This is a genomic window from uncultured Megamonas sp. (assembly GCF_958438645.1).
GTDB lineage: Bacteria > Bacillota > Negativicutes > Selenomonadales > Selenomonadaceae > Megamonas.
Genome location: NZ_CAUBSM010000001.1, coordinates 55,608 through 70,252, shown reverse-complemented (window position 1 = coordinate 70,252; position 14,645 = coordinate 55,608). Strand labels below are relative to the sequence as shown.

18 protein-coding genes and 1 pseudogene are annotated in these 14,645 nt (G+C 31.2%); 10 read left to right on the top strand and 9 right to left on the bottom strand.

Annotated elements, in window-relative coordinates:
• Nucleotides 1-41: 41 nt before the first annotated feature.
• The 8 genes from Q5I67_RS00355 to Q5I67_RS00320 all read left to right on the top strand — a co-directional run bounded on the left by Q5I67_RS00355 (nucleotide 42) and on the right by Q5I67_RS00320 (nucleotide 4,426).
• The gene (locus Q5I67_RS00355; RefSeq protein WP_302486002.1) at nucleotides 42-647 is read left to right on the top strand and encodes a LysR family transcriptional regulator; all 606 of its coding nucleotides are present in this window, start codon (nucleotides 42-44) and stop codon (nucleotides 645-647) included.
• A gap of 89 nt (nucleotides 648-736) precedes the next feature.
• A complete protein-coding gene (locus tag Q5I67_RS00350) occupies nucleotides 737-955 on the top strand; it encodes a hypothetical protein (RefSeq protein ID WP_302486001.1) in 219 nt (72 codons plus the stop codon).
• A gap of 109 nt (nucleotides 956-1,064) precedes the next feature.
• The gene (locus tag Q5I67_RS00345) at nucleotides 1,065-1,304 is read left to right on the top strand and encodes a hypothetical protein (protein ID WP_296898971.1); all 240 of its coding nucleotides are present in this window, start codon (nucleotides 1,065-1,067) and stop codon (nucleotides 1,302-1,304) included.
• Nucleotides 1,305-1,326: 22 nt separating this feature from the next.
• Nucleotides 1,327-1,704 (top strand): MerR family transcriptional regulator, encoded by a 378-nt coding sequence (locus Q5I67_RS00340; protein WP_296898969.1) that lies wholly within the window; start codon nucleotides 1,327-1,329, stop codon nucleotides 1,702-1,704.
• A 56-nt stretch (nucleotides 1,705-1,760) separates the two neighbouring features.
• Nucleotides 1,761-2,459, top strand: a complete 699-nt coding sequence (locus tag Q5I67_RS00335) for a flavodoxin (RefSeq protein ID WP_302486000.1) — start codon at nucleotides 1,761-1,763, stop codon at nucleotides 2,457-2,459.
• A 144-nt stretch (nucleotides 2,460-2,603) separates the two neighbouring features.
• Nucleotides 2,604-3,548, top strand: coding sequence for an FAD:protein FMN transferase (locus tag Q5I67_RS00330; protein ID WP_302485999.1), 945 nt, complete (start codon nucleotides 2,604-2,606; stop codon nucleotides 3,546-3,548).
• Nucleotides 3,545-3,916, top strand: a complete 372-nt coding sequence (locus Q5I67_RS00325; RefSeq protein WP_302485998.1) for a NusG domain II-containing protein — start codon at nucleotides 3,545-3,547, stop codon at nucleotides 3,914-3,916. Before Q5I67_RS00330 ends, Q5I67_RS00325 begins: the two co-directional genes overlap by 4 nt.
• Before the next feature lie 9 nt (nucleotides 3,917-3,925).
• Nucleotides 3,926-4,426 (top strand): Gx transporter family protein, encoded by a 501-nt coding sequence (locus tag Q5I67_RS00320; RefSeq protein WP_302485997.1) that lies wholly within the window; start codon nucleotides 3,926-3,928, stop codon nucleotides 4,424-4,426.
• 40 nt (nucleotides 4,427-4,466) lie between these two features.
• Here Q5I67_RS00320 and Q5I67_RS00315 read toward each other — a convergent pair whose 3' ends face one another.
• The 9 genes and pseudogenes from Q5I67_RS00315 to nadE all read right to left on the bottom strand — a co-directional run bounded on the left by Q5I67_RS00315 (nucleotide 4,467) and on the right by nadE (nucleotide 12,682).
• Nucleotides 4,467-4,964 (bottom strand): cob(I)yrinic acid a,c-diamide adenosyltransferase, encoded by a 498-nt coding sequence (locus tag Q5I67_RS00315; protein ID WP_302485996.1) that lies wholly within the window; start codon nucleotides 4,962-4,964, stop codon nucleotides 4,467-4,469.
• Nucleotides 4,965-4,978: 14 nt separating this feature from the next.
• On the bottom strand, nucleotides 4,979-5,437 hold the full coding sequence (gene ndk / locus Q5I67_RS00310; RefSeq protein ID WP_302485995.1) for a nucleoside-diphosphate kinase: 459 nt from the start codon (nucleotides 5,435-5,437) through the stop codon (nucleotides 4,979-4,981).
• Between the two features lie 18 nt (nucleotides 5,438-5,455).
• A complete protein-coding gene (locus tag Q5I67_RS00305) occupies nucleotides 5,456-5,959 on the bottom strand; it encodes a gamma carbonic anhydrase family protein (protein WP_302485994.1) in 504 nt (167 codons plus the stop codon).
• A gap of 34 nt (nucleotides 5,960-5,993) precedes the next feature.
• Complete coding sequence (locus Q5I67_RS00300) at nucleotides 5,994-6,374, bottom strand: universal stress protein (protein ID WP_296898962.1); 381 nt, start codon at nucleotides 6,372-6,374, stop codon at nucleotides 5,994-5,996.
• A 160-nt stretch (nucleotides 6,375-6,534) separates the two neighbouring features.
• Nucleotides 6,535-9,095 (bottom strand): annotated as a pseudogene (locus Q5I67_RS00295) (TIGR03960 family B12-binding radical SAM protein).
• Nucleotides 9,096-9,192: 97 nt separating this feature from the next.
• Entirely contained in the window at nucleotides 9,193-9,687 is a 495-nt protein-coding gene (locus tag Q5I67_RS00290; protein ID WP_296898961.1) for a hypothetical protein, read from the bottom strand.
• A gap of 26 nt (nucleotides 9,688-9,713) precedes the next feature.
• On the bottom strand, nucleotides 9,714-10,211 hold the full coding sequence (gene coaD, locus Q5I67_RS00285; protein WP_296898960.1) for a pantetheine-phosphate adenylyltransferase: 498 nt from the start codon (nucleotides 10,209-10,211) through the stop codon (nucleotides 9,714-9,716).
• 3 nt (nucleotides 10,212-10,214) lie between these two features.
• Nucleotides 10,215-10,787 carry a 16S rRNA (guanine(966)-N(2))-methyltransferase RsmD gene (gene rsmD, locus Q5I67_RS00280; protein WP_302485993.1) on the bottom strand — a complete coding sequence of 191 codons (573 nt, stop codon included), beginning with the start codon at nucleotides 10,785-10,787 and terminating at the stop codon, nucleotides 10,215-10,217.
• Nucleotides 10,784-12,682 (bottom strand): NAD(+) synthase, encoded by a 1,899-nt coding sequence (gene nadE / locus Q5I67_RS00275; protein ID WP_302485992.1) that lies wholly within the window; start codon nucleotides 12,680-12,682, stop codon nucleotides 10,784-10,786. The genes rsmD and nadE overlap by 4 nt, the downstream gene beginning before the upstream one ends.
• A 381-nt stretch (nucleotides 12,683-13,063) precedes the next feature.
• Here nadE and rpmB point away from each other — a divergent pair, with 381 nt between their 5' ends.
• Together rpmB and Q5I67_RS00265 are read left to right on the top strand one after the other, a co-directional pair.
• Nucleotides 13,064-13,252: a 50S ribosomal protein L28 gene (gene rpmB, locus Q5I67_RS00270; protein ID WP_008538486.1), complete on the top strand. Its 189-nt coding sequence runs from the start codon at nucleotides 13,064-13,066 to the stop codon at nucleotides 13,250-13,252.
• 133 nt (nucleotides 13,253-13,385) lie between these two features.
• Nucleotides 13,386-14,630, top strand: coding sequence for a methionine gamma-lyase family protein (locus tag Q5I67_RS00265; RefSeq protein ID WP_296898836.1), 1,245 nt, complete (start codon nucleotides 13,386-13,388; stop codon nucleotides 14,628-14,630).
• Nucleotides 14,631-14,645: the final 15 nt, after the last annotated feature.

Below are 14,645 nucleotides of genomic sequence, written 5' to 3'. Positions count from 1 at the left end.
AGTGCATTTTTTTTATATAATTATATTGTGAGGTGAATTTTATGGAATTTAGAGTATTAAAATATTTTTTAACTGTAGTAAGGGAAGAAAATATAACAAAAGCAGCGAATATATTACATATTACTCAGCCAACATTGAGTCGACAATTAGCCCAATTAGAAGATGATCTTGGTGTAAAATTATTTGATCGTGGAACTAGAAAGATTAGTTTAACAAATGAAGGAATGTTATTAAGACGTAGAGCAGAAGAAATAATTTCTTTAGTGGACAAGACAGAACAGGAATTAAATGAACAAGATGAGATGTTAGATGGTGTGATTTCCTTAGGCTGTGGAGAATTAAGTTCTGTATCTACACTAGCAGATATATTAGCTGGTTTTAAAAAGAAGCATCCTCTTATTGTTTATGACTTATATACAGCAAATGCAGATGAGATCAAAGAAAAAATTGATAAAGGATTAATTGATATTGGTTTATTGTTAGAGCCTGTGAATATAGAAAAGTATGAATATATTCGATTGCAGACAAAAGAAGTATGGGGTGCTGTAATGAGAGCTGATGATGAATTAGCTAGGCAAGATTTTGTTACTGCAGAGCAATTGAGTAAAAGACAAATAATATTAGCATGTAGACCAAAAGACAAATAATATTAGCACGTAGACCAAAAGCAAAAAATGAATTAGCACATTGGTTTGGCAAATATTATGATAAATTGAGTATTTCATTTACAAGTAATATGAGTACAAATGCAAGTATTATGGTAAAAAAAGGATTGGGAAATGCTTTAATTATTAAAGGCTCATTGCCATTTATAGATGAAAGTGAGATAAAATGTATACCACTATATCCAGCTCTGATAGCTAATAGTGTTTTAGTTTGGAAAAGGCATCAACCTTTTAATTTGGCTACAACAAAATTTATTGAATATATGCAATGCTTTTTAAGCATGCGATAATATTAAAAATAGGTATTAGACATATATTGGATTTTTATTTTATAATGTGAATGTAAGTTGAGATAGAAAATATTTAAATTACATTCACATTATTTTTTTGGTGGTATATATGGTAGTAATAAAAAAAGATCGAAATATTTCTTTAGAAAAATTAGATTTATTAAGAGAATTAGATTTTAAACAAATTAATCATTTTTTAGAAAGTATAGCTAAAGTTGAAAGAAGTGAACAGATAAAATTTTTGAAGAAAAAAAGATTTATATTATTAGAAGCAATTCATGAAATGCAAAAGAACTTAGATTGTATAGATTATGTAATTTATTTAATAAAAAAGAATAAGTATAAGTGAAAGTGATAAGGAGAAAATAAATATGACTATTGGAGAAATATCACAAGAAATGGGTTTATCAGCAGATACTTTAAGATATTATGAAAAAATAGGATTATTACCTAATGTACCAAGAGATAGTAGTGGAAAACGTAATTATGATGAAAATTTTATTAATTGGATAAAATTTATTCAAATATTAAAGAATAGTGGAATGTCTTTAAACGACATTATAGAGTATATAAATTTGGCAAAATGTGGCAATAATACATATCAAGAACGCAAAAATTTATTAATAAAATCTAAGCAAATACTGTTGAAAAAAATGTCAAATTTACAATCTATGATAGAAAAAGCAAATTATCAAATTAATAATTATGATAATATTTTAGTACCTAAGACAGATGCTTTAATATTTTAAATAAAAATATTTGAATATTCTTGATTTTTATAAGGATAGAAGAAAGGAAAATAATTATGAAAAAAATAATGATATTAACTTCAATGGCATTGATGTCTTTAGTAGCTATGGGCTGTGCAAATGAAGAAGTGAAAGATACACAGGATGCTCAACCTGTTGTTTCAACAAATATGGAAGAAACACAAACAGAGGGCAATACAAATGCGAAAAAACCGTTGATAGTGTATTTTGCTTATGGTGAAAATAGTGAATTACCACAAGATGTAGATGCTTCGGCTAGTGCTAGTATACAAAAATGGAATAATGAAAATACTGGAAATACAGGTATAGTAGCACATATTATTCAAGAAAAAACAAAGGGCGATATGTTTTCTGTACAGACAGTAAATAAATATCCATTAACATATGATGAAACAGTTAATCAAGGAAAGCAAGAACGTGAAAATAATATTCGTCCAGAGCTCGCAAATCATATAACAAATTTAGATGATTATGATACTATTTTCATAGGATATCCAAATTGGTGGGGCGATATGCCAATGGCAATGTATAGTTTTTTTGATGAATATGATTTAAGTAATAAGACTATTATTCCATTTAATACTTCTGGTGGTAGTGCTTTTTCTAATACTATAAATACTATAAAAGAAATGGAACCAAAGGCAAATGTGATAGACGGTATAACTATTAGAGCTGAAAATGTACAGTCTAGTCAAGATGAAGTTGATGAATGGTTAAATGGATTAGGTTATTAAATATAAATTTATAAGAAAGGACAGACAATGATGAAGAAAAAATTATATATTTTTGTAGTGATTATATTGTCCTTTCTTATTTTTGGTACATATAAAATATTCATAGAAAATAAAACGATAATAGAAAAAGATACTATTTTAGCAATGGATACGCAAATTTCATGGGTGATATATGAAAAACCTTCTCTATATCCATTGGATTTAAATGAGAAAATAAAAACGAGAATATATGAATTAGTAAAATTATTATCAGTTACTGATGAAAATAGTGAAATTTATAAAGTAAATCATCATCAAGAACAAAATATAAAGTTAAGTGAAGATACTAAAAATGTAGTTTTATTTGCCTTACAGATGGCAGAAAAGACAAACGGAGCTTTAGAACCGACTATATATCCAGTGCTTAGAGAATGGGGCTTTACTACAGGAAAATACCAAATACCTGATGAAACAAAAATAAAAGATTTATTAAATTATGTAGATTATAGGAAAGTCAGTTTAAAAGAAAATCAAATATATCTGCCAGAAGGTATGCAGATTGATTTAGGAGCAGTAGCTAAAGGATATATAGGTGATGAAATCATAAAAATTTTGAAGGAAAATAATATATCGTCTGCCTTAATAAACTTAGGTGGTAATGTTCAATTATTGGGAACAAAACAAAATGGTGATTTATGGACTATTGGCCTTAAATCACCTAATAGTCAAGATTATATAGGTATTTTAAGATTAGCGGATTGTGCGATCGTAACTTCAGGAAATTATGAGCGATATTTTATCGGTGAAGATAATAAACGATATTGGCATATTTTAGATGGAAAAACAGGAAAACCAGCAGATAAGCATATTAATTCCGTAACGATTGTGACGAAACAAGGAAAATTAGGTGATGCTTTATCCACAGCATTATTTGTAATGGGAGTAGATGAAGCCATTAATTATTGGAAGCAAAGTAAAGATGAAAATGATGCATTTGAGATGATATTGATTACTGATGATAAAAAAATATATATAACTGAAAAATTAGTTGATAGTTTTACTTTGCAAGATAAATATAAAGATTATCATATGGTGGTGGTAACTTTATGAACAATATTAATAAATCAGTAATATGTATTGTTTTAGTGATTATATTTATTGCTGTTTTTATTGGTTTAAGAAATAGTTTTGCCGAAAAAACAAATACAGTGGAGATAATTCAAGATGGAAATATAATTTATACTTTGGATTTAGATGAAAGTGAAGATGAATTAATACAGGTAGATTTTCAAGGTCATAAAAATATAATTCAAATAAAAGATAAAAAGATAAGCATAATTGAAGCTGATTGTCCTGATAAAATATGTGTAAATATGGGAATTTTAAAATCAGCATTTATTCCTATAGTGTGTTTGCCCAATCATTTAGTAATTCAATATGTAAATGATGATGAAAAAATTGATGCTACGGCGAATTAGGTGATAGTGATGAAGACAAAAAATTTAGTGCAATTATCTTTATTGACTGCTATTGCACTGAGTATATTTATTGTAGAATTACAGATACCAAATCCTTTGCCACTTCCAGGTATAAAATTAGGTTTAGCAAATATAGTGACTTTATATGTAATTTATAGATATAGAGCAAAAGAAGCATTATTGGTATTGATGGCTAGAATTATTTTAGGTAGTGTATTTAGTGGCAATCTTATGGCTATAATGTATAGTTTAGCTGGCGGTATTTGTTGTTTTATAATAATGGCTATATTACATGATAAAGTGGGAGAAAAATATATTTTTATAGTTAGTATGTTGGGAGCTTGTGCACATAATATAGGACAAATAATTGTAGCAGTATTTATAACAAAGACTTTAGCGATTATGATGTATTTACTATGGCTATTATTATCAGCAATGATTACAGGTTTATTTATTGGCTTATGTACACAATATTTACTCAAAAATAGAGCTGTATTAATGCAAAAATAAAAATCCTATTGCTTAAAATTTTTAGCAATAGGATTTTTTATTATAATTCTTCTTCTACACGCATGAGAAGGAAGCAAAGGTCAGATAAACGATTTAAATAAATTTTTACATTTTCATTAATTGCTTCTTTTTCAGCTAAAGTTAAAACTTCTCTTTCGGCTCTACGCGTAGTAGTACGTGCTAAATCTAAAAATGCACCGGATTGTGTATTTCCTGGCATAATAAATGCTGTAAGAGCTGGTAATTTAGCTTCGAATTCGATAATTTTTTGATCAATATTAGAAATAATTTCATTGGTTATATAATATTTATCAGTAATACTAGCTAAATCAGCCATTAATTTTAGATTAGTTTGTTCTAATTGTAATAAAAGTTGTTTAACTTCTTCTTTTTGGGCAAAAGCTCTAGCAAGACCAAGTGCAGAACTTACTTCATCAACAGTACCATAAGCTTGTACACGCAATGAATTTTTGGCAACGCGTTCTCCAGTAAATAAAGAAGTAGTACCTTTATCGCCTGTTTTTGTACAAATAGACATATTTTCTCCTTTAATCAATCACCATCATATACGCTAAAGTCGATATCATGGTTTGGTATATAAATTTCTGTTTCGCTGAAGAATACATGAACTTCACGTTCAGCACTAGCAGGACTATCGGAGGCATGAACAGAGTTTACAGTTTTAGAAAGTGCAAAATCACTGCGGATAGTTCCTGGTTTTGCTAAAGTAGGATCTGTTTTACCATGGATTTCACGAACTCGTTCGATAGCATTTTCACCTTCGACTACTAGAGCGACAATTCTATCTGAAGCCATAAAATCCACTAAACGTTGATAATAAGGTTTACCCACATGTTCAGCATAATGTTTGGAAGCTATGCAATCATCCATTTCAAGCATTCGCATAGCTACAATATCGAATTTTTCTTTTTCATAACGACTGATAATATTTCCAATATGATAATTTACTACAGCATCAGGTTTAATTAATACCAACGTTCTTTCTCGCATAAAAGACAACTCCTATTTTTATTCTTTGTATCCATCAGCTAAAAGTTTATAATGTAAAGCTGATACATGAAGTGCTTCAATTTCATCTTCTCTTAAAGCACGGATTACTTTTACAGGTGAGCCAAATAACATGGAGTTATTTGGTAATTTTTTATTTTCGGTAACAAGTGAGCCAGCCCCGATAATACTATTGTGACCGATTTCAGAATATCCAAGTAATATTGCACCCATGCCGATTAATGTATTATCGCCGACTTTACTGCAATGAATAACGGCATTATGGCCGATGGTAACATAGTTGCCAATATAAGTAGGTGCATTGCTCATTACGTGAACGGTTACATTATCTTGAATATTTGTATAATCACCGACAACGATAGGTTGTAAATCTCCACGTAGTACAGCACCAGGCCAAATATTAGAATATTCTCCAATAGTAACATCACCGATGATTACAGCACTTGGATGAACATATGCTGTTTTGGCTATTTTTGGTGTATGTGATTTATAAGCTTGAATCATCAGAAAAATCCCCTAACTAAAAAATAATTTGTGATTATTTTACGACCATTACAGGAATAGGAGAATCTTCAATGACTTTTTGACTTACACTACCGATAAGAGCACCTTTAAAGATACCAAGACCACGGCTACCCATGATGATAATATCGGAATTAGTTTCTTGAGCTACACGAATGATAGCTTTTGGACGAGAACCAGTTTCAACATGTTTTGTTGCAGTAACATTTTTTGGAAGTTTTTCCCAAATGCGATCAAAAACGATATCACTAGGAATGTGTTCATTGATATGGCTAGATACATAAACAAATTCAAGAGATGCCCCAGCTTTTTCTGCTAAGGAAATTGCTTGGTCAACTGCTTTACAAGCGTTGTCGGAACCATCTACAGGAACTAGGATTTTATTAATTTTACTCATAAAAAAAACCTCCTTATGATAGGACATAAAGTTTTATTTCATATTTCTTATATTATTAATTTTCGTGATAATTTTTGAAAATCCTTTTTTTGTTTAGAAATAAATTAAGAATAAAGAAAATCTCTTAATATATTAATAAAATATATTAAGAGATTTTTTCTTAATCTACATCTATTAAAGCTTTTCCTTGATTATATAATCCTGTACGACAAACTAAGGCATTTTCTACAGCGATATTTAATTTATATTCATTTTTTAATACATCTAAGACTTCATTTGGTTTTGTAGTACCAGTAGATGTGATTTTTATATTTAAAGAAATATTTAAAGTATCATCTTTTAAAGTATATTTCATAGCTTTAGGAAGATATTGTTTGATTTCTATTTCTTTACGTTTTTTAGGTGTTTCACGAATAATGATAATTTCTTTTGCTTGATTAAATTTTTCAATTGCATTTGTTATTGTATTTAAATCATCTTTACAAGGTAAAGATATAAAATAAGAACCTTCATCAACGATGGACATCAATGCTTTAGCACGCATATCAATTTGTTTAGCTCGTAAAAGTTTTACTCCTGGTGGTAATGCTTTAGAGAGTTTATCGAATAACTCAGGTTGGCAAATATCTTTTTTTAATTCTAAATCCATATATTCTGCTTCACTTGTTATGCCTACAGATAAGGCAGAAGCAAAAGATATTTTCATATGAGGATTGAAGCCCTCTGAGTAAGCAGCTGGAAGATGTGCACGACAAATAGCACGTTGCATTAAAGATGCAAAATCAAGATGGGAAATATATCTTACAGACTCGCCTTTAGTTATTTCTAAGCGATATTTTATCATTTAATAAAAGCCTCCATAAACTTAATAGATAATTATTTAATAGTATCCATGTCAGTGCCAAGTGTTGGGCAAATTCCACAGGCATTGCAATTACCATGACGACAATCTCTAGTCAATTCGCCTTTTGTAGCTTTTTCATATTCACGCAATAAGAATTTTTTGCTAACACCTGGAGTAGTATGTTCCCAAGGAAGTTTTTCATCAAATTTATATTCACGCATATTATAAAAATATGGATCAATATTGCATTTTGCAAAAGCGTTCATCCAAACATCGTATTTAAATTCTTCGCTCCAACCATCAAATTTTGCTCCATCTAACCATGCTTGATAGATTACTTTGCTAAGACGTCTATCACCACGAGAGATAGTACCTTCTAAAATACTAGTTGTAGCTGTGTGATAGTTAAATTGAATAGAGCGATCAGTGATATGAGATTTTAATAATTGTTGTTTACGTTGGAACTCTTCGAGAGTATTTTGCGGGAACCATTGGAATGGCGTAAATGGTTTCGGTACAAAACAAGATACGCTGACTGTAACGCGAATATCACGGCGTTTAGTGATATAGCGATATAATTTGGCAACTTTGGCACCAAGTTCAGCAATGCCGATGATATCTTCATCAGTTTCAGTTGGCAGGCCCATCATGAAGTATAATTTTACTGTTTTCCAACCATGACGGAAAGCAGCTCCAGTTGCTTCCATGAGATTTTCTTCCGTAACACCTTTATTGATTACATCGCGTAATCTTTGGGTACCAGCTTCAGGGGCGAAAGTCAAACCGCTTTTGCGTACTTGTTGCATTTTATGAGCAAGGTCAATAGAGAAACTGTCAATGCGAAGCGATGGTAAAGAGAAAGATACACGTTCATTTTTGTAATCTTCCATGAGGTCATCTACGATTTCACCAAGACAGGAGTAATCAGCAGAGCTTAAAGAAGTGAGGCTCATTTCATTATAACCAGTGTTATCGAGCATTTCTTTAGCAATAGTGCGTAAGCGATCAGCAGTACGTTCACGTACAGGACGATAAGATATACCAGCTTGACAGAAGCGACAACCACGAGTACAACCGCGGAATAATTCAAGCATTACACGATCATGAACAATTTCAATGTAAGGCAATACTGGTTTTTTGATAGCGAAAGAGTCGCGGAAATTTTTGATTACACGTTTATTAATTACAGGTTTTGCTTCGGGGCAAAGAGGCAAAATTTCTTTAAAAGTATTGTCTTCATTGTAATGAACTTCATATAATGAAGGAACATAGATGCCATCTAATTTTGCAAGTGTTTTTAAAAATCCTTGTCTACCACCAATTTTACCTTGTTTTTTCCAAGTGATAAAAGTTTCTACAATTTCATTTAAAACTTCTTCACCTTCACCAATGACAAAGAAATCAAAGAAATCAGCTACAGGTTCAACATTATATACGCAAGGGCCACCACCGACGATGAATGGATCATCTTCTGTACGGTCTTTTTGCCAAAGTGGAATATTGGCTAAGTCTAACATATTTAAGACATTGGTGTAAATCATTTCATATTGAAGAGAAAAGCCGACAAAATCAAATTCTTTGATTGGTGTAAAAGATTCTAAAGCATAGAGCGGTATATTATGTTCTCTCATTTTAGCTTCCATATCAAGCCAAGGAGCATAAACGCGTTCAGCTACAGTATCTTGACGTTCGTTTAATACTTCATAGAGAATTTTTAAACCTAGATTAGACATACCTACTTCATAAACATCAGGCATGGATAAAGCAAAGCGACAATCTACTTCATCATGATTTTTGTGTACAGCATTTAATTCACCGCCAGTATAACGAGCAGGTTTAGTAACGGTTTGTAAAATAGAAGGGTCTAATTTAATCAATTTAATATCCTTTCTTCATGAAAAAAGCTGCTGTATAAGAAAGATTGTTTTTTATACAGTAGCTTTAAAATATAATATATACAAGTAATAATCAATTTTATTGTTCAGTAGTTTTTTGTTTTTCGTCAGTTTCTTCTTTTTCAGGAATTCCTACATGTTGAAGTCCATTTTTAGCTACTTGAACAGTATTTAAAATGTTTTGGATATAAACACTCATATGGTCAAATACTTGTTCAGCATATTGAACAGAATCATTACGCATGGATTCTGAATGTTTATATGTTTTTTCTAAGATTTCTTTAGCTTTAGCTTCAGCAGCTAAAGTGATTTCATTTTCAGAAGCTTTCTTTTGAGCATATACTTTTGCTTGTTCAATGATATTTTTTGCTTCTGTACGGGCATCTTCGATTATTTTATCTCGATTAGCATTGATTTCTTCTGCTTCTTTTAGTGCAGATGGCCATTCTTTGCGAATATTATCTATAAGACGAATGAGTTCTTCTTCGTTTACTAAACATTTATTAGTTAAAAGAAAGCGAGAGGAATTAGCTACAAGTTCTTGTAATTCATTAAGGGAGTCTAATAAATCCATAATAATTTTACCTCTATAATTTATAATTATTTTATTGATGTAGGTACTCGTTTGATTTTTTCATGAATAGCGAGTTCTACACAATGAGGAACTAAATGAGTGATATCTCCACCGAATTGTGCTAATTCGCGAATTGCAGATGAAGATACATGATAATATTTATTATCAGTAGTCAAAAAGATATTTTCAATATCTGGAGCCATGTTTTTAATGAGCATAGCACGTGGAAATTCATAGAGAAAGTCATTGGCATCGCGTAGACCGCGAACAATTACATGAGCATTTTTTTGATGTGCATAATCAGCGAGCAGACCAGCGAAACAATCGACTTTAACATTTGGTATATGAGCAGTAGCTTGCTTTAATAATGCCACACGTTCATCAACTGTAAATAAAGGATGTTTATTTATATTATTGAAAACGCCGACAATTACTTCATCAAACATTTTAGAAGCTCGTTCAAATATATCAATATGCCCATTGGTTACAGGGTCAAAACTTCCAGGACAGATAGCAATAGTCATAAGTTAATCCTCACTTTTATTTGATTTTAATTCATAAATACTGATTTGTGTAGTGGAACCATATTTTTGATTACGCAATAAAGTATATTGGTGAAAATCTGAAGGAAGATTATCTTCAATAGCATGTTCCATGATAATTATACCATCTTCAGTTAATAAAGGATATTCATGGAGCATTTGCAAAACTTTTAAGCATAAATCTTGATGATATGGTGGGTCACAAAATATTATATCAAATTTTTTTTGCTTTAGATGTAATTTTTTTATCGTAGAAAATACATCAGCTTTTAAAATAGTAGATTTATCTATGAGTTTTGTATGTGTAGCATTAAATTTAATAGCAGAGATACTATCTAATGAGCAATCTACCATAATGGCATGATTAGCACCTCGGCTGAGTGCTTCTAAAGATAAATTACCAGTTCCAGAAAATAAATCTAAAACATTTTTATCATAAATAAAAGAGCCTAATATATTGAATAAAGATTCTTTTATTCTATCAGCTGTAGGTCGTGTATTTTGCCCTTTAGGGGCTTTTAATTTTGCCCCACGAGCTGAACCTGTGATTATTCTCATAAGTTATCACCTAATAGTTTAGCTTTTAATTGTTTATATGCTCTTGTATAATATGGGCCATTTTGAGATTCGCGATGGTCAAAGCCATAAGCACGACGACTTATAGCTAAAATAGGTGGTGCTTGAATGCGTTTAGCTATAGCCATTCCTGTGAATAAATTCCACCAGCGTTCTAAATCGCTGATGAAATCTTTAGCTGTAGCAAAATATTTATCTACAAGACCTGTTTCACAACCAATATGTTCTTCTAACGTTTTTTCACTATACCAAAGAAGAATATCTTCTGGAGTGATTTTTTGCCAGCTTTCGACAAAAGCACGGAATAGATAATCATGATATGGATATTTAATAGGATCGCCTTTGCCAGCATCTACATCTTGTTCACTAGAAAGTTCAGCACTAGGAACGATATCAATGATGCCTTGAGGGATTACCTCACGTTTATATACATGTTCATTTAGATAATGTGCTAATTCATATACTTGATATTTCCATAAATCGGCAAGACCAGCTAAAAATCCAGATTGGTCACCATATAAAGTGGAATAGCCTACTGTAGTTTCTGCTTTATTGGCATTACAAGTAAAGCCACCACCAATGCTAGCTGCCATGCCAGCTAAAATGCGAGCTGAGCGGTCACGAGCTTGGATATTTTCTTTGACAAAAGAAGATACTTGTACCTTATGAACATCATTAGTAGCTAAATTAGTAATATCGGTATGCTCAAATTGATTTACAGTAAAATCAACAACTTCTTGAATTGGCACGATAGCATAATTACAGCCTAGATTATTAGCTAATTGGCTAGAAAGACCTTTTGTTGTAGCAGAGTTAAACTTACTAGGCATATTAATTAAAGTAATATTTTCAGCACCTAAGATATCTGCATAAAGAGCAGAGGCAACGGCAGAATCAATACCACCAGAGATACCGATGACTACCTTTTGCATATGAATATTTTTAAGGAATTTTTTGATACCATAATGTAATGCTTGATAAATATTAGAAATATCATCTTTTTGAGGTACTGGAAGTGGATTATAAGTATTATTATGAAGTAATTCTATATAATTATTTTTAGTTTCGTAAGCAGGGCAAGCTGCAATGATATTTCCGTTTTCATCATAAACAGTACTAGAACCATCAAAAGTATAAATAGTCTTACCATTATTTTGAATACCAATATTATTTACATATATTAAAGGAATATTATTGTCTTTTGCTTGTTTTGCGAATACACGATGGCGTTTATTATTTTTGCCAAAAGTATAAGGAGAGGCAGATATATTGATCAACATATCTAATTTATAATTCTGACAGAGTATATCAATTGGAGCAAAAGCATAATCATCACTCCAACCATCTTCACATAAGATACAGCCTAAATTTAAATCTTGACCTTTGATATTTACTTTTACAGGAGATAAAATATCAGTCAAATCAGTTTTTAATTCATTAGCTAAACTTTGAAGACTAAAGAAATAGCGACTATCATCAAATTCACGATAATTTGGAAATAGAGTTTTGATGACAAATGGATATGGAGATTTTTCAGGTTTGATTAATTTACCATTATAGGCTGTATATAAAGCATTATATTTACGAACGCGACCATCAGTATTTTTCTTATCCCAGTCAACAGCAATATTACCAAAAATGATACAAATATCTTGAGAAGCTGCGATAATATCGTCACCATAGCTCAAGCAATCCTTTAAAAATGCTGTTTGTTCCCAAGTATCACCTAATAAATATCCAGGGATACACATTTCAGAGAAAATTATAATATCTGTATTATTTTTTTTAGCTTCAGCAATTGCTTGAAGCATACGCTCTACATTTAGGTCAGGATGACCTGGTTCAACATCAATTTGGCTGAAACAGATTTTTACCATAAAATAACCGCCTTTATTATTTAAATAATTATGTTACTACAATAGCACGAATTGTATTGATTTACAAGTAATTGGGCAGATAAATAGAGATATATGTAAATAAAATGCTTGCAATTTAAATTCTTTCTATGATATAATGTTAGCACTGTGTTTTTTAAAAGTACGACATGATTTTTATTAGATATAATAAATATGTAGTCGTCAAGACAATAGGGCACGAACAACCCGAATTTAAGCTTGTGGAGATAGTAGGTAACGAATTTGATGAAGCAAGAAGTCAACTATAATAATATATAATGCAAATTATGGTTATTATTATAGAAGGCAGTTCATGACTTAGTAATTATTTTCTATCTTCCATTCCTTAAGGAGGTGTGCTAAATGGCAAATGTTTGCGAAATCTGCGCTAAAGGTGAAAGAGCAGGAATGAATGTAAGCCATTCTCATTTAAAAACTAAACGCACTTGGAAACCAAACATTCAGCGTGTACGTGCTGTTGTTGACGGTGAAGTTAAACGTGTTAATGTTTGCACTAGCTGCATGCGTTCTGGTAAAATCCAGCGTGCTTAATGGTCTTAACGGACATTATAAAAAATAAGCTGCTTAATATTAAGCAGCTTATTTTTTATTGCTAACATAAAATTAATATTATAAGTAAAATAAATATTGGATAATTAATAAAAAAGAATAGTAGGAGAAAAAAATGGCATTTTCTGAAAAAATTATTGAAACTAGACAAAAAGCTTTAGCTTTATGTAAAGAATATTTTGCACGTCCTGATGAAATTGCAGAAGTCAATACTTTAAAAATTCTTGATGCAATGCGAAAAGTAAAAGTATCTGAAGCACATTTCAATACTACATCTGGATATGCCTATGATGATATTGGTAGAAATAAAATCGAAGAATTGTATGCAGAAGTATTTAAAGCAGAAGCGGCTTTAGTGCGTACTCAATTTGTATCTGGTACACATGCTTTAGCTACTGTTTTATTTGGTATATTGCGTCCTGGTGATCAATTGATTTATATCACAGGCACACCATATGATACTATGCAGACAGTTATCGGTTATGCAACTGATAGTCCTGGTTCACTTAAAGAATTTGGCATTTTGTATGATGAAGTTCCTTTAAAAGATGGCAGAGTTGATTTTGAAGTAGCTAAGGAAAAAATCACTACAAAAACAAAAATGGTAGTTATTCAGCGTTCTTGTGGATATATGATGCGTCCAAGTTTAAGCGTTGATGAAATTGGTGAAATTTGCAAATTTGTCAAAGCAATCAATCCTGATTGTATTTGTTATGTAGATAATTGTTACGGTGAATTTACGGATACAAAAGAACCTATTGAAGTAGGTGCTGATATCATAGCAGGTTCTTTAATTAAAAATCCAGGTGGCGGGATTGCACCGACAGGTGGCTATATTGTAGGTAGAAAAGATTTAGTAGAGCTTGCTTCTTATCGTATGACTGCTCCAGGTATGGGAGCAGAACTTGGTGCTTCTCTTGCAAATAATCGCTTATTATTCCAGGGTTTGTTTTTAGCTCCTCATGTAGTGGCACAGGCTGTAAAATCTGCTATTTTTGCCGCTGCGTTCTTTGATTTATTAGGATTTAAAACATTACCTGCACCAGATACAAAGAGAAATGATATTATTCAGGCTATTGAAATGGGTAGCAAAGAAAAATTAGTTGCTTTTTGTCAGGGAATTCAAAAATATTCTCCAGTTGATTCTTATGCAGCTCCAGAACCTTGGGATATGCCAGGATATGAAGATCAAGTTATCATGGCAGCAGGTACTTTTGTACAAGGTGCTTCTATTGAACTCAGTGCAGATGGCCCTATTCGTGAACCATATAATGTATATCTTCAAGGTGCCTTGACTTTTGAACATTCTTTAGTTGCTATAATGGGTGCAGGTCAAGCGGTAGAAGATTTAAATAAATGAGTTTATAAATAATAT

Excerpts from the sequence above, each read along its gene's own strand:
- Q5I67_RS00345 (WP_296898971.1), top strand. The coding sequence starts at position 1,065 with ATGGTAGTAATAAAAAAAGATCGAAATATTTCTTTAGAAAAATTAGAT.
- Q5I67_RS00325 (WP_302485998.1), top strand. The coding sequence starts at position 3,545 with ATGAACAATATTAATAAATCAGTAATATGTATTGTTTTAGTGATTATA.
- Q5I67_RS00330 (WP_302485999.1), top strand. The coding sequence starts at position 2,604 with ATGGATACGCAAATTTCATGGGTGATATATGAAAAACCTTCTCTATAT.
- rpmB (WP_008538486.1), top strand. The coding sequence starts at position 13,064 with ATGGCAAATGTTTGCGAAATCTGCGCTAAAGGTGAAAGAGCAGGAATG.
- nadE (WP_302485992.1), bottom strand. The coding sequence starts at position 12,682 with ATGGTAAAAATCTGTTTCAGCCAAATTGATGTTGAACCAGGTCATCCT.
- Q5I67_RS00300 (WP_296898962.1), bottom strand. The coding sequence starts at position 6,374 with ATGAGTAAAATTAATAAAATCCTAGTTCCTGTAGATGGTTCCGACAAC.
- Q5I67_RS00350 (WP_302486001.1), top strand. The coding sequence starts at position 737 with ATGAGTACAAATGCAAGTATTATGGTAAAAAAAGGATTGGGAAATGCT.
- coaD (WP_296898960.1), bottom strand. The coding sequence starts at position 10,211 with ATGACTATTGCTATCTGTCCTGGAAGTTTTGACCCTGTAACCAATGGG.
- Q5I67_RS00290 (WP_296898961.1), bottom strand. The coding sequence starts at position 9,687 with ATGGATTTATTAGACTCCCTTAATGAATTACAAGAACTTGTAGCTAAT.
- Q5I67_RS00335 (WP_302486000.1), top strand. The coding sequence starts at position 1,761 with ATGAAAAAAATAATGATATTAACTTCAATGGCATTGATGTCTTTAGTA.
- Q5I67_RS00305 (WP_302485994.1), bottom strand. The coding sequence starts at position 5,959 with ATGATTCAAGCTTATAAATCACATACACCAAAAATAGCCAAAACAGCA.
- Q5I67_RS00265 (WP_296898836.1), top strand. The coding sequence starts at position 13,386 with ATGGCATTTTCTGAAAAAATTATTGAAACTAGACAAAAAGCTTTAGCT.
- Q5I67_RS00355 (WP_302486002.1), top strand. The coding sequence starts at position 42 with ATGGAATTTAGAGTATTAAAATATTTTTTAACTGTAGTAAGGGAAGAA.
- ndk (WP_302485995.1), bottom strand. The coding sequence starts at position 5,437 with ATGCGAGAAAGAACGTTGGTATTAATTAAACCTGATGCTGTAGTAAAT.
- Q5I67_RS00320 (WP_302485997.1), top strand. The coding sequence starts at position 3,926 with ATGAAGACAAAAAATTTAGTGCAATTATCTTTATTGACTGCTATTGCA.
- Q5I67_RS00315 (WP_302485996.1), bottom strand. The coding sequence starts at position 4,964 with ATGTCTATTTGTACAAAAACAGGCGATAAAGGTACTACTTCTTTATTT.
- rsmD (WP_302485993.1), bottom strand. The coding sequence starts at position 10,787 with ATGAGAATAATCACAGGTTCAGCTCGTGGGGCAAAATTAAAAGCCCCT.
- Q5I67_RS00340 (WP_296898969.1), top strand. The coding sequence starts at position 1,327 with ATGACTATTGGAGAAATATCACAAGAAATGGGTTTATCAGCAGATACT.